Source organism: Acidovorax sp. Q11 (genome assembly GCF_054950075.1).
Genome location: NZ_JBUDZG010000015.1, coordinates 34,725 through 58,375, shown reverse-complemented (window position 1 = coordinate 58,375; position 23,651 = coordinate 34,725). Strand labels below are relative to the sequence as shown.

The following is a 23,651-nucleotide window of genomic DNA, read 5'->3' as shown; positions in this document are numbered from 1 at the left end:
AAATCAATCAGCGCAGACCGGCGATGTAGTCCGAGACGGCCTTGATTTCCTTGTCGTTGAGCTTGGCAGCCACCTGGGTCATCTGGATGCTGTTGGCGCGCGAGCCATCGCGGAACATGTTCAGCTGCGAAACCGTGTAGTCGGCATGCTGGCCCGCCAGACGGGGGTATTGAGCCGGGATGCCTGCGCCGTTGGGGCTGTGGCAGCCTGCGCAGGCGGCGATGTTGCGGTCGGCAATGCCACCGCGGTAAATGCGCTCGCCCAGGGCCACCAGGTCCTTGTCCTTCGCAAAACCAGCCTTGGCAGGCTTGGAGGCCACCCAGTAGGAAATGTTGCGCATGTCGTCGTCCGACAGAGCGGCCGCAAAGCCCTTCATGACGGCGTTGTTGCGCTTGCCCGATTTGAATTCCTGCAATTGCTTGACCAGGTATTCAGGGTGCTGCTGCGACAGCTTGGGGTTGGCCGCGATGGCCGAATTGCCGTCGGCGTTGTGGCAGGCCGCGCACACTGCGGTGAAGCTGGCCTCGCCCTTGACGAGATCCGGCTTGGCCACTTTGGGGGCGTCGCCCGCCGCGTAGGCCGAGAAAACAGGTGCTGCCAGTGCGGCAGCCGTCAGCAAGGAGGCGAGCAACTTCATATCGAGGGTGTATGTTTATGTGCGCAAAACCGCGCGATTCTACAATGAGGCTTCCTTGTATCCCAATTCCCCATGACGACTTCCTCTATCGCGCCAGCTGCTGGCTCCCTTCCGCCCGCACCCGACGCCAAGATCGCCATGGGCTGGATGCACACGGCCAGGTTCCTGACCACGGCTGCGCAGCTGCACCACCTGCCGCCCATCGATGTGCCCGAGATCGCCTTTGTGGGCCGTTCCAACGCCGGCAAATCCACCTGCATCAACACGCTCACGCAGCAAAAGCAGCTGGCGTTTGCCTCCAAAAAACCCGGCCGTACGCAGCACATCAACCTGTTCTCGCTGGGCAAACAGGGCGTGACCGACGCCGTGCTGGCCGACCTGCCCGGCTACGGCTATGCCGCAGTGTCGCGCTCGGACAAAGTGCGCTGGCAGCAGGTGATGGTGAACTACCTGGTCAGCCGCACCAGCCTCACCGGCATCGTGCTGCTGTGCGACCCGCGCCTGGGCCTGACGGAGCTGGACGAAGCCCTGCTTGAAGTCGTGCGCCCCCGCGTCGAAGAGGGCCTGAAGTTCCTCGTGGTGCTGACCAAGGCCGACAAGCTCACCCGCGCCGAACAGGCCAAGGTGCTGTCGATTACGCGACTGCACGCGGGCGGCGGCGAGGTGAAGATGTTCTCGGCCCTCAAGAAACAAGGGGTGGACGACGTGGCCCAGCTGCTGTGGCAGTGGGCCCACCCGGTGCGCCCTGCGGCAGCGCCTGAAGCCGCCGATGCCGATGCACCGCCTGCCGGGGCAGATACCGCCCCTGAAAATTCAGACAAAAACAGCCTCTAGCGCGCGACCATCATGCGCTAGTAGCTATTTAATTAATAGCAATAGCGCCATGATCCAGCAAAACGCCGTTCCCCTTCCCCATGGCATCACCCTGCACTGTCGCACCAGCGGCGTGGCGGGGCGCCCTGTGCTGCTGTTCCTGCATGGGTTTCCCGAGGGGGCCTTCATCTGGGACGAGCTGCTGCTGCATTTCTCCCGCCCCGAGAACGGCGGCTACCGCTGCGTGGCGCCCTACCTGCGCGGGTTTGGCCCATCCAGCAGCCCGGCCGGGGTGGATGCCTACCGCGCCAAACACCTGGTGCAGGACCTGGTCGCGCTGATCGCCCACGAATGCCCCGGGGGCGCGCTGGAATGCCTGGTGGCGCATGACTGGGGCGGTGCCGTGGCCTGGAACCTGGCCAACCAGCAGCCGCAGCTGATGAAGCGCCTGGCGATCATCAACTCCCCCCATCCCGGCGCCTTTGTGCGCGAGCTGGCGCACAACCCGGCCCAGCAGGCGGGCAGCCAGTACATGCACTTCCTGTGCCGCCCGGATGCCGAGGCGCTGCTGGCAGACAACGACTTCCGCCGCCTGTTCGGCTTTTTCGACGACCCGCAGGGCATTGCGCCCGCCTGGCTCACCGACAGCGTGCGCGCGCAGTACAGGTCGCTGTGGCAGCAAGGCCTGACCGGTGCATGCAACTACTACCGCGCCAGCCCCATCCGCCCGCCACGGGATGGCGACCCCGGCGCGCAGGCCATCACCCTGCCCGAATCGATGCTGACGGTGGAGGTGCCCACCCTGGTGCTGTGGGGCATGGACGACCCGGCCTTGCTACCCGGGCTGCTTGATGGCCTGCCGGGCTGGGTGCCGCAGCTGCAACTGCAACAGGTAGAAGCCGCTTCGCACTGGATCGTGCACGAACACCCGGAGCGCGTGGCCCTGGAATTGCAGCGCTTTTTTCATCAAAAAGCATAGCTACCAAGGCTTTCTGGACGCGCGGAAGCGGCCATTTTTGCCAAGAAATTGAGGCCTCACAACGGGCCGAAGCCATACCGCCTGGGCGGAGCCCCACCGCCAGAGATCAGTACACCGAGTCCTCACCCTCGGGCCGGGTCTTGAAGCGCTTGTGCACCCAGTAGTACTGCTCGGGCATGGTGTCGATCACGGCCTGCAGCTCGCGGTTCATGCGCACAGTGTCGGCCTCGGCGTCGTCGGTGGGGTAATCAGCCCAGGCGGGCGAGACCTCGGCCACATAGCCCGTGGGCGTCATGCGCGAATACACACCCACCACCTTGGCCCGCCCCAGCCGCGCAAAACGCGACAACGACGGGATGGTGGCCGCCGTCACGCCGTAGAACGGCACAAACACCGAGTCGTTGCGGCCATAGTCCATGTCGGGCAGCAGGTACAGCAGGCCGCCCTTGCGCAGGCTGGAGATGATGGGCTTGACACCGTCGGCACGGTTGAGCATGCGCACATCGCCAAACCGCTGGCGCCCGGCCATGAACCAGGCGTCTACCGCCGGGTCCGGGTGGGTGGCAAAAATCGAGGTGAAGGCGCGGCCGGTGTTCAGCGGCAGCGCCAGCCCGCCTGCGTCCATGCCATAGAAATGCGGCGCGAACAGGATGGTGGGCGTGTCGCCCTCCAGTTCGTGCACGGCGCCCGTGAGGCGCACGCGCTGCTCGACCACGGCACGCGGCGCGGCCCAGAGCCAGCTGCGGTCCAGCCAGGCCTGGCAGAACGCCACAAAGTTGGCCCGCGCCACGGCCCGGCGGCGCGCCTCGGTCCAGTCGGGGAAACACAGCGCCAGGTTGCGCAGCGCCACCTTGCGCCGCCGCACCACCAGCACATAGGCCACCTGCCCCAGCGCCCAGCCCATGCCGCGCAACACAGGCAGGGGCAGCAGCGCCAGCACGCTCATGAACCACACGCCCAGGCGGCCGGTCATGCGGCACCCCCGGCAGCAGATTCAGCCGGTGCGGCATCCCCGCGCGGCTGCTTGTAGCGGCCATAACCCCACAGATATTGCTCGGGGCATTGGCGAATCAGGTGTTCCATGGCCTGGTTGACCTGCAGCACGGCCGCGTCCATCTGGTCGGACAGCGGCTGCGCCAGGGGTTCGAAATGCGTGAAATAGCCCCGTCCCCAGGACAGGCGCTCGCAGCGCACCAACACCACGGCCGCACCGGTCTGCTGCGCCAGGCGCACGGCCAGGGTCATGGTGTAGGCATCGCGGCCAAAAAACGGCGCCCACTGCCCCTGCCCCTCGGGCGGCACCTGGTCGGGCAGCAGGCCCACAGCCTCGCCCCGGCGCAGGGCCTTGATCATCTGGCGCACACCCGCCAGCGTGGTGGGCACGGCCAGCATGCCGGGGCGGTTGCGCGCGGTTTCCATCACCTTGGCCAGCCAAGCCTGGCGCGCGGGGCGGTACAGCACGGTGATGGGGCCCCGCTCGGCGCTCCAGCGCCGAGCGACCGCCTGGGCCGACAGCTCAAAACACCCCTGGTGCGGGGTCAAAAACACAACGCCCCGCCCGACAGCGTAGGCCTGCTCTACACAGGCCTCGCCCGTGATGGCGCAGGGCATCGTGGCGCCCAGCCACAGGCGCGGCAGCTCGGCCACCATGCGCCCGGCATGGGCCACCGCAGCCCGCACAGCACCAAACGAATAGCCCGCCAGCGCCGAATTGGCGAGAAAGCGGCGCCGGTAGGTGGGCGACGCACAAAACGCCACCCAGCCCATTGCTGCACCCATGGCATGCAGCAACCACAGTGGAAACGCGGAAAAGAATCGGAAGACGACTGGCATTAAAATAGAGGGGTCGCTGAGTTAAATGAGCAACTTGCAGGGCGACGTTAAAAAAATCTGCTAAAGCGTTCGCCAGATCTCCTTCGGGGTGAGGGCAACGCCCCAAATGCCGGAACACAGGAGTTTATTCAAATGGCGAACGACTTTCTCTTTACCTCGGAATCCGTCTCCGAAGGCCACCCCGACAAGGTGGCTGACCAGATCTCGGACGCGATTCTCGATGCCATCTTCAAGCAAGACCCCCGCAGCCGCGTCGCCGCCGAAACGCTGACCAACACCGGCCTGGTGGTGCTGGCGGGCGAGATCACCACCAACGCCCACGTGGACTACATCCAGGTAGCGCGCGACACCATCAAGCGCATCGGCTACGACAACACCGACTACGGCATCGACTACAAGGGCTGCGCCGTGCTGGTGGCCTACGACAAACAGTCCAACGACATCGCGCAGGGCGTGGACCACGCGAGCGACGACCACCTGAACACCGGCGCCGGCGACCAGGGTCTGATGTTCGGCTACGCCTGCGACGAAACGCCCGAACTGATGCCCGCGCCCATCTACTACGCGCACCGCCTGGTGGAGCGCCAGGCCCAGCTGCGCAAGGACGGCCGCCTGCCCTTCCTGCGCCCTGATGCCAAGAGCCAAGTGACGATGCGCTACGTGGACGGCAAGCCCCACAGCATCGACACCGTGGTGCTCTCCACCCAGCACCACCCCGACCAGAGCGAAACGCAAACCAAGATGAAGGCCAGCTTCACTGAAGCCGTCATCGAAGAGATCATCAAGCCCGTGCTGCCCAAGGAATGGCTGCAGAACACGCGCTACCTGATCAACCCCACCGGCCGCTTTGTCATCGGTGGCCCGCAGGGCGACTGTGGCCTCACCGGCCGCAAGATCATCGTGGACACCTACGGCGGTGCCTGCCCCCACGGCGGCGGCGCCTTCAGCGGCAAGGACCCAACGAAGGTGGACCGCTCGGCCGCCTACGCCGCCCGCTACGTAGCCAAGAACATCGTGGCTGCGGGCCTGGCACGCCAGTGCCAGATCCAGGTGGCGTACGCCATTGGTGTGGCCGAGCCGATGAACATCACGGTGTACACCGAAGGTACGGGCGTGGTGCCGGACGACCGTCTGGCCGCACTGGTGCGCGAACATTTCGATCTGCGCCCCAAGGGCATCATCCAGATGCTGGACCTGCTGCGCCCGATCTACGAAAAGACCGCCGCCTACGGCCACTTCGGCCGCGAAGAACCCGAGTTCAGCTGGGAACGTACGGACAAGGCTGCCGCACTGCGTGCGGCAGCAGGGCTGTAAGCCCTCCGCGCATCGCGCGGCTTTCCGTACGTGGACGAAGCTCATATCGCGCAGCGATGTGAGCGTAGGCCAGAAGACCGATAAAGCTGCTGCGCTTCGCGCTGCAGCCGGGCTTTAAAGCCCGCCGCGCGATAGCGCGGTTTTCGGTCTTCGGGCGCAGTTCATATCGCGCAAGCGATGTGAACGCAGACCCAAGAACTAAAAAGGCCGCAACGCCCCGCGCGTTGCGGCCTTTTTCTTTTTGCCGCGCGCCCCCTGTGCGGCACTCTCCTACACCCACGCCCAGCCGCTGCTGACGGCGGCGCCGGCGGCCAGTCCGTATTGTTTCTGCTCGCCCTGTCGCAGCCCGCGCGGCGCAACAGCCCACAGAGCAGATACGGACAACCCACCATGCCCGACACCACGATCTTTGAAGCCTTGCGCGAAAGCCACGAACGCCAGCGCGCGCTGTCCACCGCGCTCACCGACACCAGCGGAGACAGCCCCGAGCGGCGCGCGCTGTTTGACGAACTCAAGACCGAACTGGCCGCCCACGCGCTGGCCGAGGACCGCCATTTTTATGTGCCGCTGATGGCACACGACGCAGGCATCGACGTGTCGCGCCACGCGATCGCGGAGCACCACGAGATCGACGAACTGGTGGAGTCACTCGAAGAAACCGAGCTCTCCAGCCCCGCCTGGTTACCGCTGGCCAAGAAGCTGACCGACAAGGTGGAACACCATCTGCAGGAGGAAGAACACCGCTTCTTCCAGATGGTGGGCAAGCTGCTGACAGAAAAGCAGAAAACCGCATTGGCGGCGAGCTACCGGGATGACTACGAGGACGCCAAAGCCGCCCCGGCCTGACGGCTTTCCTCTCGAAAGCTCAGACCGCCTCTTCCGCTTGCACCACGCAGTTGCGACCGCTGGACTTGGCCTTGTACAGCGCTGTGTCCGCGCGCTTGATGAGCGCATGGCTGTCTTCCTTATGGTCCCAGGTAGCTACGCCGAAGCTAGCGCTTACATGGCCCACGGCTTCGAACGGCGCGCCCGCGATGCGGGCCCGTACGGCCTCGGCCACGGCCATGGCGGCATCCACAGGGGTTTCCTTGAGCAGGATGATGAACTCCTCACCGCCAAAGCGGGCCGCGCAGTCTGACGAACGCAGCAGCTCGCGCACGCGCAGGGCCGTGTGCTTGAGCACCACATCGCCCGAATCGTGCCCGAAAGTGTCGTTGATGCGCTTGAAGAAGTCGATGTCGAACATCACCACCGACAGCTGGCTCTTCTTGACCCGGGTCTCTGCCATGCCGGCCTCTAGCCGCTCGAAGAAGCGGCGGCGGTTGACCAAGTCGGTCAGGAAGTCCTTGGTCGCCAGGTCTTCCAGCTTCGCATTGAGCCGCGCCATCGGCTCGATCACCAGCGACGACAGCGAGAGGTTGAGCACCACAAACAACAGCGCAAAGCTGGTCACCAGCGCCGCCATCACGGTGTTGAAGGTCTGGCGCGCCTTCTCCAGCGGGAAGTACATGGGCACCTTCACCACCTGGATGCCCACCGTCTCGTTTATGCCCCAGCCAAAGCCGTTCTTGTCGCCATAGACCTTGAGCATGGTGGGCGGCGCCACGGCCGGTGTGCTGTGGCAGGCCATGCACTGGGCCTGCTTGATGGTGATGGGCCGGGCCACGTACATTGCGCGGTGCATGCCCTCGCCCACCTCACCGGTCACCTCTTTCTTCAGGTCGGTCCGGCCTTCACGGAAGTCGCTGATGATGCGCTCCTCCCAGTCATTGGCCCGGTCGCGCAGGTTGGTGGGGTTGAGCACCGCCTCCTTGTATTCGTAGCCCGGGAAGCGGCTTTGCAGGCGGCGCAGCGTCTCCGTCGCTGCGTAGGCCGGTACGGTCTGCGGCAGAAATTTTTCGGCCAGGGTCACGTCCAGGTGCGGCTTGACCAGCTCAGTGGTGTAGTCGCGGATGGCCATGGCGGCATGCATCATGATCTGCGATTTGTGCTGCACCTCTTCGATGGCCACCTGCTGCAGAAAGCGGTGCACATAGGCGCCCGCGCCCAGCACCGCCAGCAGCAACACCGCCGCCAGCACCAGATTGAATTTGAGCCGCAAAGACATGGATCTCCCTCAGGTCCGGCGGGCAGCCGGCGGTTTGGTGGCACTGGCGCCGGAGAGCCCGACTGCGCGCAACCATTGTTCGTGGGACACAAAGTTTGCGTTTGTGCCAGATTTGCGCGCGGCGGTCCAATGCTTTGTGCACCACGGGGGCCGGAGCCAAGGGCAGATTACACAACCCAGCGCAGTAAGTTCTGGCCAGGCGCCGCGTCACAGGCAGTACGGGTAGTACGACAAGACGCAGCAACGACGCCAGAGGGGTTGTGTGATCCGCGCTACAAACCCCGGGCGCTCAGCGACAAAGTCCGCCGGTAGGCCGGGCGCACCCGGTACAGCTGCGCGGGGCGGTGTGCGCCCCCGGTCTGCAGAGCGCCCACCACGGGCTCCAGCATGTCCAGCTCGTCCATCTTGCGGCGAAAGCTCACCTTGTTGACCGGCTCGCCCAGCACGGCCTCGTACACCGCCTGCAGCTGCGGCAGCGTGAAGGGCTCGGCGCACAGGTGCACGGGCAGCGACGAATACTGGCTCTTGCTGCGCACGCGCAACACGGCGGTGTCAATGATCTGGCGGTGGTCAAAGGGCAGCGGCGGCAGCGCATCCACTGCCACCAGCTCCACCCGCCCCGCAGCCTGCGCCAGCACGGCAGAAGGCACCAGGGCGCAATAGGCCACGGCCACCGACCAGCCACGCGGGTCGCGCACCGCCCCCGTGAAGGTGGCCAGTTGCTCCAGGTAAGGGCTTTCCAGCCCAGCCTTGTCACGCAGCACCCGCACGGCGCTGGCCTGGGCGTCCACATCGTCCTGGGCATGGATGTAACCGCCGGGCAGCGCCAGGGCCTGGGCAAAAGGCTCGTGCTCGCGGCGCACCAGGGCCACCTTCAGCGTGGCCTGCTCCAGGGTCAGCAGCACCAAGTCCACGGTGCAGATCACGGCGGGAATGCTGTCGGTGGTCATGCGGTGAGGTAGTTCATTGCAAAGTTGAACGAACAAGGCTACCACCAGGACAGATTGCGGCAAAGCATTCCGAGACTACGGACGCCCTGCAGCCCCGAAACATCCGCTTGCAAACTACTTAGTTGCGAATTTAACCTAACAAAACTACACTGCCCCCACAGCGAAGGAGAAAGACCATGGCCACACGCACCACCCAGCTTCTGGTGATCGACCCCCAAAACGATTTCTGCGACCTGCCCGCCACCCGCTGCCCCGCAGGCAGCGCGCCCAGCCTGCCCGTGGCGGGCGCCCATGCCGACATGCTGCGCCTGGCGGCCTTCATCCGGGCCCAGGCCGGTCAGCTCGACGCCATCACGGTCACGCTCGACTCGCACCAGCGCTTCGACATCGCCCACCCCGGCTTCTGGCAACAGGCAGGCGGCGGTGCGGTGGCGCCCTTCACCCCCATCACCGCCGCCCAGGTGCGCGCAGGAGACTTTGCACCGCGCGATGCCACCGCCCTGCCGCGCACGCTGGCGTACCTGGACACGCTCGAAGCCCAGGGCCGCTACAGCCTCATGGTCTGGCCCGTGCACTGCGAGGTCGGCAGCTGGGGCCACGGCGTGCACGCCGATGTGCTGGCAGCCTGCGGCGACTGGCAGTTGCTGCGCCAGCGTGCCGTGCGCAATGTGTTCAAGGGCACCAACCCCTGGACGGAACACTACAGCGCCATAGAGGCCGAGGTGCCCGACGCGGACGACGCCAGCACCGCGCTCAACACCGCCCTGCTGCAGTCGCTGGGCCAGGCTGATCGGCTGCTGATTGCAGGCGAGGCCAGCAGCCACTGCGTGCGCTCGACCACCGAGCACATCGTGCAGCACCTGCCACGCCTGGTGCCGGGCTGGCACACAAGCCGCATCGTGCTGCTGACCGATGGCATGAGCCCCGTGGGTGGCTTCGAGGCACAGCACCAGGCGTTCATGGATGCGATGCACGCGGCAGGCGTGCAGCTGAAAAATATGAATGAAATTGGCCTCTAGCGCCTGACCATCTTCCCCTGATAGCTATAAGTTCAGGAGCAAATCATGCAACCCGTCATCACCAGTCTGCTCGACACCGACCTCTACAAGTTCACCATGTGGCAGGCCCTGCTGCACCGCCATCCACAGACGCAGAGCGAGTACCGCTTCGTCTGTCGCAACCAGCCCCTGTACCCGCTGCCCGAATTGCTGCCCGAGGTGAATGCCGCGCTCGACCACCTGTGCAGCCTGCGCTTCACGGCAGACGAACTCAGCTACCTGTCCGGGCTGCGCTTCATCAAAAGCGATTTCATCGACTTTCTGCGCATCTTCCAGTTCCAGCGCAGCTTCATTGAAGCGCGGGCCGAGGGCGACACGCTCCACATCGTGGCGCGCGGCCCGCAGGTGCATGTGATGGGCTTCGAGATCTTCGTGCTGGCCATCGTCAACGAGCTGTACTTTCGCCGCTTCGATGCGACCCTCGCCCTCACCAGCGGCCGCGAGCGCCTGGCGGTCAAGGTGCAGCAGCTGCAGGACCTGGCCCGGCAGGCCACGTTGCGCCATCCCTTCGAGCTGTTCGACTTCGGCCTGCGCCGCCGCTACAGCGGCGCCTGGCAGCGCGAGGTGGTGCAGATCTTTGCCACGCAGGCGCCGCAGTGGTTCAAGGGCACCAGCAACGTGCTGCTGGCGCGCGACCTGGGCCTGGTGCCCATCGGCACCATGGCGCACGAATACCTGCAAAGCTACCAGGCGCTGGGCGTGCGGCTGCGCGACTTCCAGAAGGCGGCGCTCGAAGACTGGGTGCAGGAGTACCGGGGCGACCTGGGCATTGCGCTGACCGACACCGTGGGCATGGATGCCTTCCTGGCCGACTTTGACCTGTACTTCGCCAAGCTGTTTGACGGCCTGCGGCACGACTCGGGCGACCCGGTGGCCTGGGGCGAAAAGGCGCTGGCGCACTATGCGAAGCTGCGCATTGACGCGCACACCAAGCGGCTGGTGTTCTCCGACGGCCTCACGCTCACCAAGGCGCTGGCGCTGTACCGGCATTTTGGCGACCGCACGCAGCTGGGTTTTGGCATCGGCACCCACCTCACTAACGACATGGGGGATGCGCCGGAGATGAAACCGCTCAACATCGTGATGAAACTCACCCGCGCCAACGGCCAGGCGGTGGCGAAGCTGTCGGACACGCCGGGCAAGACGCTGTGCGACGATGAAACCTACTTAGCCTACCTCCGCCAAGTCTTCAACGTTGCATAAGAAGCCACCCTGAGTCGCTTCGCGCCTTCCCCCCAGGGGGACGACGCCCTCACTGCGGGGCGGCCCTTGCTCGGCGTCCCTGGCATAGGCAGCGCCAGTGTCGGCGGCCACCGATGAAATCGAACCTTAGGATGAATGACACTATGCTCCGTATCACCATCGCCCAATTGAATTTCACCGTTGGCGACATCGAAGGCAATGTCACTCGCATGGTGGCCGCTGCCCGCCAGGCTGCGGCCGACCGGTCCGATATCGTCGTTTTCAGCGAACTCGCGCTGTGTGGCTACTACCCCGGCGACATGCTGGACGAGCCGCCCTTCCTGCAGCGCGTGCAGGACGGCCTGGCCGCGCTGCAGCAGGCGTCGGCCGAGCTGCCCGCGCTGCACTGGGTGATGGGCGCCCCCACACCCGCCACGGGCCCCGGCAAGCGCCTGCACAACAGCCTGCTGGTGCTGCAGGGCGGCGCCGTGCGCCTGCAGTACGCCAAGCAGCTGCTGCCCACCTACAACATCTTCGACGAGCGCCGCCACTTCGAACCCGGCCCCGACGTGGCCAAGGTGCTGCGCATTGGTGGCACGCAGGTGGGACTGCTGGTGTGCGAGGACGGCTGGAACGACCACGGCGCCGACTACGCCACCAACCCCTTCGAGCGCCTGCGCGACGCCGCGCCGGACCTGGTGATCAGCATCAACGCCAGCCCCAGCCATGTGGGCAAGCGCGAGCAGCGCCACCAGATCTTTGGCGGCGCGTCGCGCCGCCATGGCCTGCCCATCCTGTACGTGAACCAGGTCGGCGGACACGACCAGGTGGTGTACGACGGCGCATCGTTTGCGGCCGAACCCTCTGCGGGCGTCGTGTTCGAGGCGCCACGTTTTGTGGAGGACCTGCGCACGCTGCAGTTCGACAACGGCCACTTCCTCACGGCCGAGGGCCGGGCCCCGGCACCGGTACCGGTACCGGTACCTGCAGAGGGCCTGCCCACCATGGAGTTCTACCGCCAGCAGATCCTGCTGGGCCTCAAGGACTACGCGCGCCGCTGCGGCTTCCGGCAGGTGATGGTGGGCAGCTCGGGCGGCATCGACAGCGCGCTCACGCTGGCCCTCGCCGCGCAGGCGCTGGGGCCCGAAAACGTGGTGGGCATCACCATGCCTTCGCGCTACTCCAGCAGCGGCTCGGTCGATGACTCGGTGGCGCTGTGCCAAAACCTGGGCGTCAAACTGCTGACCCACCCGATTGCCGACCTGGTGGCGGGCTATGCGCGGCAATACGAAGCCAGCTTCGGCCAGGCGCTGGCGGGCCTGCCGCTCGAAAACCTGCAGGCGCGCATCCGGGGCACAGTGCTGATGGAGTACTCCAACGCCTTTGGCCACCTGCTGCTCACCACGGGCAACAAGAGCGAGATCTCGGTGGGCTACTGCACGCTGTATGGCGACACCAACGGCGGGCTGGGCTTGATTGGCGACTTGTACAAGACCGAGGTGTTTGCCCTGTCGCGCCATGTCAACGAACAAGCGGGGCGCGAGCTGATCCCGCAGGCCATCATCGACAAGGAACCCTCTGCCGAACTGGCCCCCGGCCAGCGCGACGTGGACAGCCTGCCGCCCTACCCCGTGCTGGACGAAGTGCTCAAGCTGCTCCTCGAGGGCGAGCGCCTGTCGCCCGCCGAACACCTGGCCGCGCAGGCCTTTGTGGCCCAACTGCAGGCCGACGACGCCGGGCGTGCCCTGGTGCAGCGCGTGCGCATGATGGTGGCGCGCAACGAGTACAAACGCCGCCAGGCCCCGCCCATCCTGCGGGTGCGGCCCCGGGCGTTCGGCAGCGGGCGCCAGATGCCCATCGCTGCGCGGTATGTGTGAGCCGTGGGCCCTTCGGTAGAATTACTATAAAAACAATAGCTACTTGGGCATGATGGACGCGCGCAAGCGGCCAAAAAACCTCAAAATTTCGGAGACCCATGTACGACACCGCCCTCCTCATCGGCCGCTTTGAGCCCGTGCACAGCGGCCACCTGGCCCTGCTGCACGAGGCACTGCGCGTGGCGCCCCAGGTCATCGTGGTGGTGGGCTCGGCCTGGCAGGCCCGCTCGCCCAAGAACCCCTTCACCTGGCAAGAGCGCGAGGCCATGCTGCGCGATGCGCTGCCCCCGGCCGACCGCAGCCGCATGCAGGTGCTGCCCGTGCGCGACTACTACAACGAGGCCGTGTGGGTGCAGGCCGTGCGCCAGGGTGTGGCGCAGCACACGCAGCACACGCAGCCCGGTGCCCGCATCGCGCTGGTGGGCCACTTCAAGGACGCGACCAGCAGCTACCTGCGCGCCTTCCCGGGCTGGGCACTGATCGACCTGCCGCGCCAGGGCAGCATGGACGCCACCACCATCCGCGACGCCTACTTTGGCGCCACGGCCGCCACGGTGGACGAAGCCCTGGCGCCGCTGGCTGCGCAGATCCCGCCCAGCACGCTGCGCCAGCTGCAGGCCTTTGCCCACACGCCGCACTACGCCGCGCTGCAGGAGGAGTGGCGCATGCTGCGCGGCTACCGCCAGGCCTGGTCCGCAGCGCCGTACCCGCCCGTGTTCGTGACGGTGGACGCCGTGCTGCGCTGCCAGGACCATGTGCTGCTCATCCGCCGCGCCCACGCGCCCGGTAAGGGCCAGCTGGCCGTGCCCGGCGGCTTCATCGAGCAGCGCGAGACGGTGTGGCAGTCCTGCCTGCGCGAGCTGGTGGAAGAAACCCACTGCCACCTGCCCGAAGCCCACATGCGTGCCGCGCTGCAGTCGGTGGCCGTGTTCGACCACCCCGACCGCAGCCAGCGCGGCCGCACCATCACGCATGCGCACTACTTCGACCTGGGCGATGCGCCCTTCCCGGTGGTGCAGGCCGACGACGACGCGATGCTGGTGCAGTGGACACACATCGATGCATTGGCGGGGATGGAAGAAGAGTTCTTTGAAGACCACTTCCACATGCTGGACCACTTCCTGACGATCACCGGGGCGCCGCTGCGAGGCTGACAGTCCGCCCCGCGAGCCCGCCGATCAACGCGGCGGTGGGAGCTTGCGCAGCCAGTCTGTGAGGGCCTGCACCGGCATCGGCCGCGCGTACAGGTAGCCCTGGTACTGCGCGATGCCGCGCTTCGCCACCCAGTCCAGCTGCTCCTGCGTTTCCACGCCTTCGGCCACGGCGGTGAGCTTCATCAGTGTGGAGAGCGAAACAATGAGCTCAGCCAGCGAGCGGTTGGCGTCCGTGTCCTGGATGAAGGTCTTGTCTATCTTGAGCGTGTGAATAGGGAAACGCTGCAGGTAGGCCAGGTTGGAGTAGCCCGTGCCAAAGTCATCCAGCGCCATGGTCAGCCCCAGCGCCGACAACTCGCGCATCACGCCCAGCACATGCTGGTCTTCGCCCAGCAGCATGGATTCGGTGATCTCCAGCTCCATGCGCGCGGGGTTCACCCCGGCCTGGCGCAGCACACCGGTGATGTCGTGCAACAGGTCGGGCGATGCAAACTGGCGCGGCGACAGGTTGACCGACACCACCAGATCCCAGCCCTGCGCCGCCCACGCCACCTGCTGGTGTGCGGCCTGCGCCAGCACCCACAGGCCCAGCTGGCCGATCAGGCCCATGCTTTCGCACGCAGGGATGAACTGGGCGGGCAGCACCACGCCCAGGCGCGGGTGGTTCCAGCGCACCAGCGCCTCGACCGCGCGCAGGATGTTGGTGGCCACGTCCACGCGGGGCTGGTAGTAGACCTCGAACTCGTCGCGCTCCAGCGCCTGGCGCAATTCCTTTTCCAGCTCGGTGCGGCTGCGTGCCATCTCGGCCAGGCCGCTGTCAAAGTAGACCAGCGTGTTGCGACCGCGCTCCTTGGCGGCATACATCGCCAGGCCCGCGTTGCGCAGCAGGATCTCGATGGTGTCGCCGTCCTGCGGGTACAGCGCCACGCCCATGCTGGAAGTGACGCACAGTGGCGTGCCCGCCACCGACAGCGGCGCGGCCAGCGCCACCGAGATGCGCTCGTGCAACGCGTCGAGATCGGCGCGGATGCGCGGCGATGTGAGCAGCACCAGAAACTCGTCACCGCCCCAGCGGGCCAGCACCTCGGTGCCATGCCGCGTGTGGCGCAAGCGCTGCGACAGCGCCACCAGCAGCTCGTCGCCCGCCGCGTGGCCCAGGGTGTCGTTCACGTCCTTGAAGCGGTCCAGGTTGATGAGCAGCAGCGCCGCCTCCAGCGACTGGGCGCGGGCTTCTTCCATCGCGCGCGCAAAGCGCTGGGTGAAGTGCGCGCGGTTGGGCAGGCCGGTGAGCACGTCGTGCAGCGACTGGAAGTTGGCGCGCTCCTCGGTGTGTTTGATATCACTGATGTCGGCCTCGCTCACCAGCACGGCGTCCTGGCCGGTGATGGCGTCGCTGCAGCGGCGTGCCGACAGCTCGTGCCAGCGGTCGCCCTGGGGCGTGCGCACGGCCAGGGTGAGCGTGGCCACACCCTGCTGCTCCAGGCTGCGCGACAGGGCGGCAAACGCAGCCGGGTTGCCTATGCGGTCCTGCAGCCGCTCGCCGGGGCTGAGCACCACAGCGCGTGCGGCCGGGTTGCGGTACAGCGCTACGCCGTTCTGGCCATAGAGAGTGATCATCACCGCCGTGTGCAGCAAGGCCTCCACAGAGCGCAGCGACTCGGGCGGTACCACGCCCACGGGCTCGCCTTCGCAGAGCATGCTCATGCGGCCATCGGGCAGCCTGTGCCCACTGAAGCGCACATTGAGCGACACCGGCACGCCGCCGGGATAAATGGTCCATTGCTCATTGAAGCTGGTGTTGCCCCGCAGCACAAAGTCGCTCTGGTACTGCGCCAGGCGCAGCGCCACCGATTCGGACATGTCGTGCCCCATGTCGCGCCCACACAGATCGGCCAGCGTGGAGGCGTTCCACACCGCCAGCGCGGGGGTGTTGGCCCAGTGCACGCATTGACCATCGATGTCGAACACCCAGACGGGGCGGGACAGCCACTCCAGCGCGGCGTAGCGGGCAGTGCGGTCGACCAACTCGGTGGCTGGGGGCTGGCGGTCCACTGGCAGGCGCGCTGCCGGAGTGTGTGCCGACACGTTCATGCCCCCCCGCAGCCCGGCGCCAGTCCGAGGGCAAGTGCACACAAAAGGGCCAGCGACAACCGGGCGGACATGGGTGGCAGGAATGTGGGGGAAAAACGCAAGAGAGGTTTGCGTCAGAAGCAACTACCGATTGCATCTTCGCACACTCCCATGGCTTGTCCAGCCCACTTTGGCAGGGGCTCTTCCGGCAATCTGCCCAGCCCCCTCCGGGGTCAGGCCACGCGGAACTGCCCCACAGTTTGCGACAACGCCACCGCCTGCTGGCTGAGCGACTGGGCGGCCGCCAGGGCTTCCTCCACCAGCGCTGCGTTCTGCTGCGTGCTCTGGTCCATCTGCGAAATCGCCTGGTTGACCTGGGCAATGCCCGCGCTTTGTTCGCCGCTGGCGGCGCTGATCTCGGCGACCATGGAGGTCACGCTTTTCACGCCTGCCACCACTTCGCCCATGGTGGCACCCGCCTGCTCCACGAGTTGTGTGCCCACGCCCACCTTGGCCACAGAGTCGTCGATCAGGCCCTTGATCTCCTTGGCCGCCGCCGCACTGCGCTGGGCCAGGCTGCGCACCTCGCTCGCCACCACCGCAAAGCCCCGCCCCTGTTCGCCCGCACGCGCAGCTTCCACCGCCGCATTCAGCGCGAGGATATTGGTCTGGAACGCAATGCCGTCGATCACGCTGATGATGTCCACGATCTTGCGCGAGGACTGGTCGATGGAGCCCATGGTGCCCACCACCTGCTGCACCACGTCGCCCCCGCGCACGGCCATGTCCGAGGCCGCGCGGGCCAGCTCGTCGGCCCGCTTGGCGTTGGCGGCGTTCTGCTGCACGGTGGAGGTGAGCTGCTCCATCGAGGCTGCGGTCTCCTGCAGCGCGCTGGCCTGCGACTCGGTGCGGGCCGACAGGTCGCCATTGCCTGCAGCAATCTCGGAGGACGCGGTGTTGATGGAATCGGTGCTGTCGCGCACCTGCTTCACCAGATGCGAGAGGTTGTCGCGCATGGCGCGGATGGCATGCAGGATGCTGGTGGTGTCGCCAGGCAGGGTTTGCACGTCCACGGCCAGGTTGCCTTCGGCGATCTGGGTCACCACATCGGCCGCGTACTGCGGCTCACCACCGAGCTGGTGCACCAGGCTGCGCAGCATCTGCCAGGCCATCAGCGCGACGATGAGCATCAGCACTGCGCCGATGGACAGCAGGATGGCGGTGTTGCGCCAGAAGGTGTTCTCGATGTCGTCCACATAGTCGCCAAAACCAATGATCCAGTCCCAGGGCTCGAACTTGATGATGGCGTAGAGCTTGTCCACCGGCTCCTTGGCGCCGGGGCGTGTGCCAGGGGCCGTCACTGTGCCCACGGTTACGCCCTGCAGCGCGGCGCGGTAGCGCACACCCGCTTCTTTGCCGCCCTTTTCATCGACGATGCCGATGCGCTTGGGGTTGGGGTGCACGTAGTTCACATCGTTGGTGAAGCCCCGGACAAAAAAATATTTGTCCTTGTCAACAAAGCTGCCGATGGTCTGGGTGGCTTCCTTGATGGCGTCTTCGCGCGAGAGCGCCCCGCTTTTTTCTTTTTCGTGCGACTTCTGGGCCGCCGCGTGGGCCAGCACCACCAGGTTGGAGAGCTGCGCCGTGCGCTCTTTCATCATCGACTGGTAGAGCGTGGTGAGCGCCATGGCTGACAGAACGACCAGGCCCAGGAGCGTGGCGGCGCACAGCCACAGGATGCGGGTTTTGAGTTTCATGGGCCTCTCCTCTTCTCAAGATAAGGGGTTAATGGTAACCAGAAGATACAACGAGGCCCACATCCTGTGGGAATGCGGCCCTAAGCCGCTGCGTAGGGCGCCCCGCCTGCCCGCTCCAGCATGGCATGCAGCAGCACATTGCATCCTGCCTCAACGTGCTCAGGTTTCGCGTCCTCGATCTCGTTGTGGCTGATACCGTCTTTGCAGGGGATGAAGATCATTCCACTGGGTACCAGCCTGGCCATGTAAACCGCATCATGCCCCGCGCCCGACACGGCGGGCATGTGGCTGTAGCCCAGCTTGGCCGCAGCGCGGCCCACGGCGTCCACGCATTCGGGTTGGAAGAGTTGCGCGGGGTAGCTGGACACCATTTCGATGTGCACCTGCACGCCGTGCTCTTGGGCTACCTGGTCGGCAAAGGCCTTGACCTCGGCGGCCATGGCATCGACCAGCGCATCGGTGCTGTTGCGCAGGTCGATGCTGAACTTGACCCGGCCCGGGATCACGTTGCGGCTGTTGGGGAACACCTGCACCATGCCCACCGTGCCGCGCCCGTGCGGCGGGTGGCGGTGGGCGGCAGCGACTACGTCTTGCATGATGCGTGTGGCGGCCAGCATCGCGTCCTTGCGCAGGGCCATGGGCGTGGGGCCTGCGTGGGCTTCCATGCCGGTGACGGTGCAGTCAAACCAGCGGATGCCCAGCACGCCGCTGACCACACCGATGGTCTTGTCGTTGTCTTCCAGCACGGGGCCTTGTTCGATGTGGGTTTCAAAGTAGGCGCCGATGGGGTGGTCGCCGGGCTCCTGGTCTCCGATGTAACCGATGCGCTCCAGCTCACCCTTCACCGTCTTGCCTTCGGTGTCGGTGGCTGCGTAGGCGTGCTCCAGCGTGAAGGCTTTGGCAAACACGCCCGAGCCCATCATGACGGGCACGAAGCGGCTGCCTTCTTCGTTGGTCCAGAAGGCCACTTCGATGGGGGCCTCGGTTTCGATGCCGTGGTCGTTGAGCGTGCGCACCACTTCGATGCCGGCGAGCACGCCGTAGTTGCCGTCGAACTTGCCGCCGGTGGGCTGGGTGTCGATGTGGCTGCCGGTCATGATGGGTGGCAGGCTGTTGTTGCGCCCGGGGCGGCGCATGAATCCGTTGCCGATCTTGTCGATGGTGACCGTCATGCCCGCTTCGCGCGCCCAGCGGGTGACGAGGTCACGGCCCTGTTTGTCCAGGTCGGTGAGGGTGAGGCGGCACACGCCGCCCTTGGGTGTGGCGCCGATCTGCGCCAGCTCCATGAGCGAATCCCACAGGCGCTGGCCGTTGATGCGGAGGTTTTCGATGTTGGGTTTGACTTTGGTGTCCATGGTGTTGTTCTCCGTCGGTTCAGCGGGCAACCGCTGTGGGGGCCAGGTCCTGCGCCCGTTTCTGCACGGCCTGGAAGTTGGCGCCAAACGCCGGGCGCTTGATGTAGCGGCCCCTGCCTTGCTCGGCCTGCAGGTCGCCGTTGGCGTACACCACGCGGCCCTGGCTCACGGTGTGGCTGGGGATGCCGCGCACGGTGCGGCCTTCAAAGATGTTGAAGTCGCCCTTGCTGAACTGGGTCTTGGCGGAGAAGGTCTTGGTGCCTTGCGGGTCCCACAGCACCAGATCGGCATCGGCGCCTTCGCCGATGTAGCCCTTGCGCGGATAGATGTTGAACAGCTTGGCCGCGTTGGCCGAGGTGATGGCCACAAACTCGCTGGGCGTGAGGCGCCCGGTGTTCACGCCGCCATCCCACAGCGCGGCCATGCGCTCTTCCACGCCACCCGTGCCGTTGGGGATCTTGGCAAAGTTCTCCTTGCCCATGGCCTTTTGCGCGGCGCAGAAGGTGCAGTGGTCCGTGGCCGTGGTGTGCAGCTGGCCCGACTGCAGGCCGCGCCACAGCGCCTCCTGGTGGCCCTCGGGGCGGAAGGGCGGGCTCATCACATAGGCGGCGGCCTTGGCAAAGTCGGGGTCGCGGTAGACGCTGTCGTCCACCAGCAGGTGGCCCGCCAGCACCTCGCCGTACACGCGCTGGCCGCGCGCACGGGCGCGGGCAATCGCGTCGGCCGACTCCATGCAGCTCACATGCACCACGTAGATGGGAACGCCCAGCACGTCGGCAATCGCGATGGCGCGGTTGGCGGCCTCGGCCTCCACCATGGGTGGGCGCGACAGTGGGTGGCCCTCGGGGCCGGTGATGCCCATCTTGGCGACCTCCTGCTGCAGCAGGTACACCAGCTCGCCGTTTTCGGCATGCACCGTGGGCATGGCGCCCAGCTCCAGCGCGCGCTTGAAGCTGTTCACCAGGGTTTCGTCATCGCACATGATGGCGTTCTTGTAGGCCATGAAGTGCTTGAAGCTGTTCACACCCTCGTCCTGCACCAGCGTGCCCATGTCGGCGCGCACCTGCTCGCTCCACCAGGTGATGGCGACGTGGAAGGAATAGTCGGCGGCCGACTTCTCCGCCCAGCCGCGCCACTTGCGATAAGCATCCAGGATGGGTTCTTGCGGATCGGGGATCACGAAGTCGATGATGCTCGTGGTGCCACCGGCCAGCGCAGCCGCCGTGCCGGTGAAGAAATCGTCCATGGTGACGGTGCCCATGAACGGCAATTGCATGTGCGTGTGCGGATCGATGCCGCCGGGCAGCACGTACTGGCCGCTGGCGTCCAGCACCTGCGCGCCCGCAGGCGCCTGGGCCGCAGCCCCATCCCCCACGGCCGCGATGCGGCCATCGACGCACAACACATCGGCGCGCTGTTCACGGTCGGCGTTGACCACGGTGCCACCGCGGATCACAAGGGCTTGGCTCATGGGGGTCTCCTTCAGGGATGCGGATCAGATCAAAAAAGGCCCTGCACTGGCACCAGGCCCAGGCAGGGCCAAGGGGTCACTTCTTCTTGGCAGTCAGGTAGTAGTAGGTGCCGGCCACGGCCAGGCTGAAGAACCAGCCAGAGTCGAACAGCGTGAGCCAGATGGCGGGCATGCCCGCCTTGTCCACCACGCCCGACACCGCCAGATAGCCTGGCAGGCAAGGCAGCACGCCCAGTGCAAAGGCGATGAGCGCGTGCAGGTTCCAGCCATTGCTGTACTCATACTCGCCGCCCCGGCGGTACAGGTCTTCCACCTTCAGCTCGCTCTTGCGCACCAGGTAGTAGTCCACCAGCAAAATGCCTGCAATGGCGCCCAGCAGCGTGCCGTAGCCGCCCAGCCAGGTGAAGAGGTAGCCGCCCGATGTGGCCAGGATCTTCCAGGGCATGAACACCAAGCCGATCAGCGCAGCAATCACGCCGCCCATGCGGAAGCTGATCTTGGAGGGCGCGACCTGGCTGAAGTCATACGAAGGCGACACCAGGTTGGCGGCCACGTTGGTCGTCAGGTTGGCCAGAAGGATCACCAGCAGGCCCAGGCCCGCGGCCACGCTGCCCATCTGGGTCAGCAAGCCATCAGGGAACAGCTGGGCCTTGCCATACAGGATGGCCGACGCCGAGAAACCGATGACCCCGACCATGGAGAACAGCGCCATGGGCAGCGGAAGGCCAATGGCCTGGCCCACGACCTGGTCCTTCTGCGACTTGGCGAAGCGCGTGAAGTCCGGGATATTGAGCGCCAGCGTGGCCCAGAAGCCCACCAGCCCCGTGAGTGCCGCCCAGGTCTTGGGCCCGCCTTCCACCACCTTGGCGGGCAGATTGAAGAGCTGGCCCGATGGCACCTTCATCATCAGAACCACAACGAACAGCACCGAAGCGCCGATCATCAGCGGCGCGGCGATCACTTCCAGCAGGCGGATGGACTCCGGCCCCTTCCAGATGAAGTAGATGTGCACCGCCCAGAACGCGAGGAAACACATGAACTGCGAGGTGCTGATGGTCTCCCCAGCGGCTGGCCCTGCGAGGTTCATGCCCACGATGTTCAAGAAGCCATGCAGCGCGAGTGCGCCGAAGTAGCAGTTGATGGAAAACCAGCCACAGGCCACCAAGCCCCGCAGCACAGCGGGCAGGTTGGCGCCCTTCACACCAAACGATGCACGCGCCAGCACCGGAAACGGCACACCGTACTTGGGCCCCACGCGCCCTATGAGCACCATGGGAATGAGCACGATGCAGTTGGCCAGGAACACCAGCCACACCGCCATCTGCCAGGTGAAGCCCTGGTCGAGCATGGAGCTGGCCATGGTGTAGGTGGGCACACACACCACCATGCCCACCCAGAGTGCCGCGAAGTCTTTCCAGGTCCAGTGTCGCTGCGCGGCGGTGGTGGGGAGCAGATCTTCATTGGCGAGCGTGTTGGAGGCTCCGCCGGGCATTAGCCCCGCCACATGGGCCGCGCTGCCGGTACTGTTGGTCATGCCTGTACTCCTGTCAAAGACTTCGTTGGGGTTGCACACAACCCGCCGTCTGTTTCAGCGCCCTCACGCTGGCAGATGGCGGGCAAAGGGAAGCGAGCGATGCTAGAGATCACGCAAGAACTGCACCAGATGCAGTGCAGCATGCGTTGCAAATCGGCACCACAACGGGTGCTGTCACAACGCTTTGCAGGGTCTGTGGCACACGCACGCAGGGGCCGCTTATCAAGCCGCTGCAGACACGCGCTGGGGGTTATTGGGGTGCGTGGTCCAGTTGGCGTATTCGCCCGTCACTTTCTTGCCCGTTCGCACATCAACTTCGCCCGACTCCAGCGCGCGCATGGTGATGCACTCGGGCACGGGGCAGATCGACACACACAGGTTGCAGCCCACGCATTCGGCCTCGTTGATCTCGAACTTGCGCACGCCACCCTCTTTGGTGAAGGTGATGGCCTGGTGCGAGGTGTCTTCGCACACCACATGGCAGCGGCCGCACTGGATGCAGGCATCCTGGTTGATGACGGCCTTTTCGATGTGGTTGAGGTTGAGGTTCTTCCAGTCCTTGACCGTGGGCACGGCCTGACCCTTGAAGTCATCCAAGGTGGCGTAGCCGTGCTCGTCCATGAAGTTGGACAGGCCGTCACACATGTCCTGCACGATCTTGAAGCCATACACCATGGCCGCCGTGCACACCTGCACTGTGCCGCAGCCCAGCGCAATGTATTCAGCCGCGTCGCGCCAGGTGGTGATGCCGCCGATGCCGCTGATGGGCAGGCCGGCGGTCTGCGCGTCGCGTGCGATCTCGGCCACCATGTTGAGCGCGATGGGCTTGACGGCCGGTCCGCAGTAGCCGCCGTGCGAGCCCCAGCCGTCAGTGCTCGGGCTCATCACCATGCGGTCCAGGTCCACGCCCATGATGGAGTTGATGGTGTTGATGAGCGACACCGCATCTGCCCCGCCCGCCTTGGCGGCGCGTGCGGGCTGGCGCACGTCGGTGATGTTGGGCGTGAGCTTCACGATCACGGGCAGCTTGCTGTAATGCTTGCACCAGGCCGTCACCATCTGGATGTACTCGGGCACCTGGCCGACGGCCGCGCCCATGCCACGCTCGCTCATGCCGTGGGGGCAGCCGAAGTTGAGTTCAATGCCGTCGGCGCCGGTGTCTTCCACGAGCGGCAGGATGGCCTTCCAGCTCTGCTCCTCGCAGGGCACCATCAGTGAGACGATCATGGCGCGGTCGGGCCAGTTGCGTTTGACGCGCTTGATCTCTTCGAGGTTGGTGTGCAGCGGCCGGTCGGTGATCAGCTCGATGTTGTTCAGGCCGATCACGCGGCGGTCCTGTGACATCAATGTGGAGTAGCGCGGGCCGTTGACGTTGACCACGGCCGGGTCTTCGCCCAGCGTCTTCCACACCACGCCGCCCCAGCCCGCCTCAAAGGCGCGGGTGACGTTGATCTCTTTGTCGGTGGGCGGTGCGGACGCGAGCCAGAAGGGGTTGGGGCTCTGGATGCCCAGGAAATTGCTGCGAATGTCTGCCATGGGGTGCTCCCGTGAAAACTGGGG

Annotated in this window: 19 protein-coding genes; 8 read left to right on the top strand and 11 right to left on the bottom strand. The window is 65.8% G+C overall.

Annotated features, from left to right (window positions below):
• Positions 1–7: 7 nt before the first annotated feature.
• Positions 8–637 (bottom strand): c-type cytochrome, encoded by a 630-nt coding sequence (locus tag ACYZGB_RS13495; protein ID WP_462388913.1) that lies wholly within the window; start codon positions 635–637, stop codon positions 8–10.
• A 72-nt stretch (positions 638–709) separates the two neighbouring features.
• On the opposite strand from ACYZGB_RS13495, the gene yihA reads away from it, so the two are divergent.
• Positions 710–1,471 carry a ribosome biogenesis GTP-binding protein YihA/YsxC gene (gene yihA / locus ACYZGB_RS13490; RefSeq protein ID WP_462388911.1) on the top strand — a complete coding sequence of 254 codons (762 nt, stop codon included), beginning with the start codon at positions 710–712 and terminating at the stop codon, positions 1,469–1,471.
• Between the two features lie 49 nt (positions 1,472–1,520).
• Positions 1,521–2,429 carry an alpha/beta fold hydrolase gene (locus ACYZGB_RS13485; RefSeq protein WP_462388910.1) on the top strand — a complete coding sequence of 303 codons (909 nt, stop codon included), beginning with the start codon at positions 1,521–1,523 and terminating at the stop codon, positions 2,427–2,429.
• A 106-nt stretch (positions 2,430–2,535) separates the two neighbouring features.
• Here the strand turns inward: ACYZGB_RS13485 and ACYZGB_RS13480 are convergent, their stop codons facing one another.
• Positions 2,536–3,402: a lysophospholipid acyltransferase family protein gene (locus tag ACYZGB_RS13480; RefSeq protein ID WP_462388909.1), complete on the bottom strand. Its 867-nt coding sequence runs from the start codon at positions 3,400–3,402 to the stop codon at positions 2,536–2,538.
• Positions 3,399–4,262: a lysophospholipid acyltransferase family protein gene (locus ACYZGB_RS13475; RefSeq protein ID WP_462388908.1), complete on the bottom strand. Its 864-nt coding sequence runs from the start codon at positions 4,260–4,262 to the stop codon at positions 3,399–3,401. Before ACYZGB_RS13475 ends, ACYZGB_RS13480 begins: the two co-directional genes overlap by 4 nt.
• 132 nt (positions 4,263–4,394) lie before the next feature.
• Between ACYZGB_RS13475 and metK the strand changes: the two genes are divergently transcribed.
• Positions 4,395–5,576 (top strand): methionine adenosyltransferase, encoded by a 1,182-nt coding sequence (metK, locus tag ACYZGB_RS13470; protein WP_462388907.1) that lies wholly within the window; start codon positions 4,395–4,397, stop codon positions 5,574–5,576.
• Positions 5,577–5,966: 390 nt separating this feature from the next.
• A complete protein-coding gene (locus ACYZGB_RS13465; protein ID WP_462388905.1) occupies positions 5,967–6,422 on the top strand; it encodes a hemerythrin domain-containing protein in 456 nt (151 codons plus the stop codon).
• A 19-nt stretch (positions 6,423–6,441) separates the two neighbouring features.
• Here ACYZGB_RS13465 and ACYZGB_RS13460 read toward each other — a convergent pair whose 3' ends face one another.
• Both ACYZGB_RS13460 and ACYZGB_RS13455 read right to left on the bottom strand, forming a co-directional pair.
• Positions 6,442–7,683 (bottom strand): diguanylate cyclase, encoded by a 1,242-nt coding sequence (locus ACYZGB_RS13460; RefSeq protein WP_462388903.1) that lies wholly within the window; start codon positions 7,681–7,683, stop codon positions 6,442–6,444.
• Positions 7,684–7,955: 272 nt separating this feature from the next.
• The gene (locus ACYZGB_RS13455) at positions 7,956–8,633 is read right to left on the bottom strand and encodes an NUDIX hydrolase (RefSeq protein ID WP_462388902.1); all 678 of its coding nucleotides are present in this window, start codon (positions 8,631–8,633) and stop codon (positions 7,956–7,958) included.
• A gap of 176 nt (positions 8,634–8,809) precedes the next feature.
• On the opposite strand from ACYZGB_RS13455, the gene ACYZGB_RS13450 reads away from it, so the two are divergent.
• The 4 genes from ACYZGB_RS13450 (at position 8,810) to ACYZGB_RS13435 (ending at position 13,904) form a co-directional block, all read left to right on the top strand.
• Complete coding sequence (locus ACYZGB_RS13450; RefSeq protein ID WP_462388901.1) at positions 8,810–9,652, top strand: cysteine hydrolase family protein; 843 nt, start codon at positions 8,810–8,812, stop codon at positions 9,650–9,652.
• A gap of 45 nt (positions 9,653–9,697) precedes the next feature.
• Positions 9,698–10,894 (top strand): nicotinate phosphoribosyltransferase, encoded by a 1,197-nt coding sequence (gene pncB, locus ACYZGB_RS13445; protein ID WP_462388899.1) that lies wholly within the window; start codon positions 9,698–9,700, stop codon positions 10,892–10,894.
• 143 nt (positions 10,895–11,037) lie between these two features.
• Positions 11,038–12,750, top strand: a complete 1,713-nt coding sequence (locus ACYZGB_RS13440; RefSeq protein ID WP_462388897.1) for an NAD+ synthase — start codon at positions 11,038–11,040, stop codon at positions 12,748–12,750.
• 98 nt (positions 12,751–12,848) lie between these two features.
• Positions 12,849–13,904, top strand: coding sequence for a bifunctional nicotinamide-nucleotide adenylyltransferase/Nudix hydroxylase (locus tag ACYZGB_RS13435; RefSeq protein WP_462388896.1), 1,056 nt, complete (start codon positions 12,849–12,851; stop codon positions 13,902–13,904).
• A 24-nt stretch (positions 13,905–13,928) separates the two neighbouring features.
• On the opposite strand, the gene ACYZGB_RS13430 is transcribed toward ACYZGB_RS13435, so the two are convergent.
• The 6 genes from ACYZGB_RS13430 to preA form a co-directional block, all read right to left on the bottom strand.
• Complete coding sequence (locus ACYZGB_RS13430) at positions 13,929–15,995, bottom strand: putative bifunctional diguanylate cyclase/phosphodiesterase (RefSeq protein WP_462388895.1); 2,067 nt, start codon at positions 15,993–15,995, stop codon at positions 13,929–13,931.
• A 212-nt stretch (positions 15,996–16,207) separates the two neighbouring features.
• Positions 16,208–17,731 (bottom strand): methyl-accepting chemotaxis protein, encoded by a 1,524-nt coding sequence (locus ACYZGB_RS13425; protein WP_462388894.1) that lies wholly within the window; start codon positions 17,729–17,731, stop codon positions 16,208–16,210.
• Positions 17,732–17,811: 80 nt separating this feature from the next.
• Complete coding sequence (locus tag ACYZGB_RS13420) at positions 17,812–19,086, bottom strand: Zn-dependent hydrolase (protein WP_462388893.1); 1,275 nt, start codon at positions 19,084–19,086, stop codon at positions 17,812–17,814.
• Between the two features lie 19 nt (positions 19,087–19,105).
• Positions 19,106–20,557 carry a dihydropyrimidinase gene (hydA, locus tag ACYZGB_RS13415; protein WP_462388892.1) on the bottom strand — a complete coding sequence of 484 codons (1,452 nt, stop codon included), beginning with the start codon at positions 20,555–20,557 and terminating at the stop codon, positions 19,106–19,108.
• Between the two features lie 76 nt (positions 20,558–20,633).
• Positions 20,634–22,091 carry an NCS1 family nucleobase:cation symporter-1 gene (locus ACYZGB_RS13410; protein WP_462388890.1) on the bottom strand — a complete coding sequence of 486 codons (1,458 nt, stop codon included), beginning with the start codon at positions 22,089–22,091 and terminating at the stop codon, positions 20,634–20,636.
• 222 nt (positions 22,092–22,313) lie between these two features.
• Complete coding sequence (gene preA / locus ACYZGB_RS13405) at positions 22,314–23,627, bottom strand: NAD-dependent dihydropyrimidine dehydrogenase subunit PreA (RefSeq protein ID WP_462388888.1); 1,314 nt, start codon at positions 23,625–23,627, stop codon at positions 22,314–22,316.
• Positions 23,628–23,651: the final 24 nt, after the last annotated feature.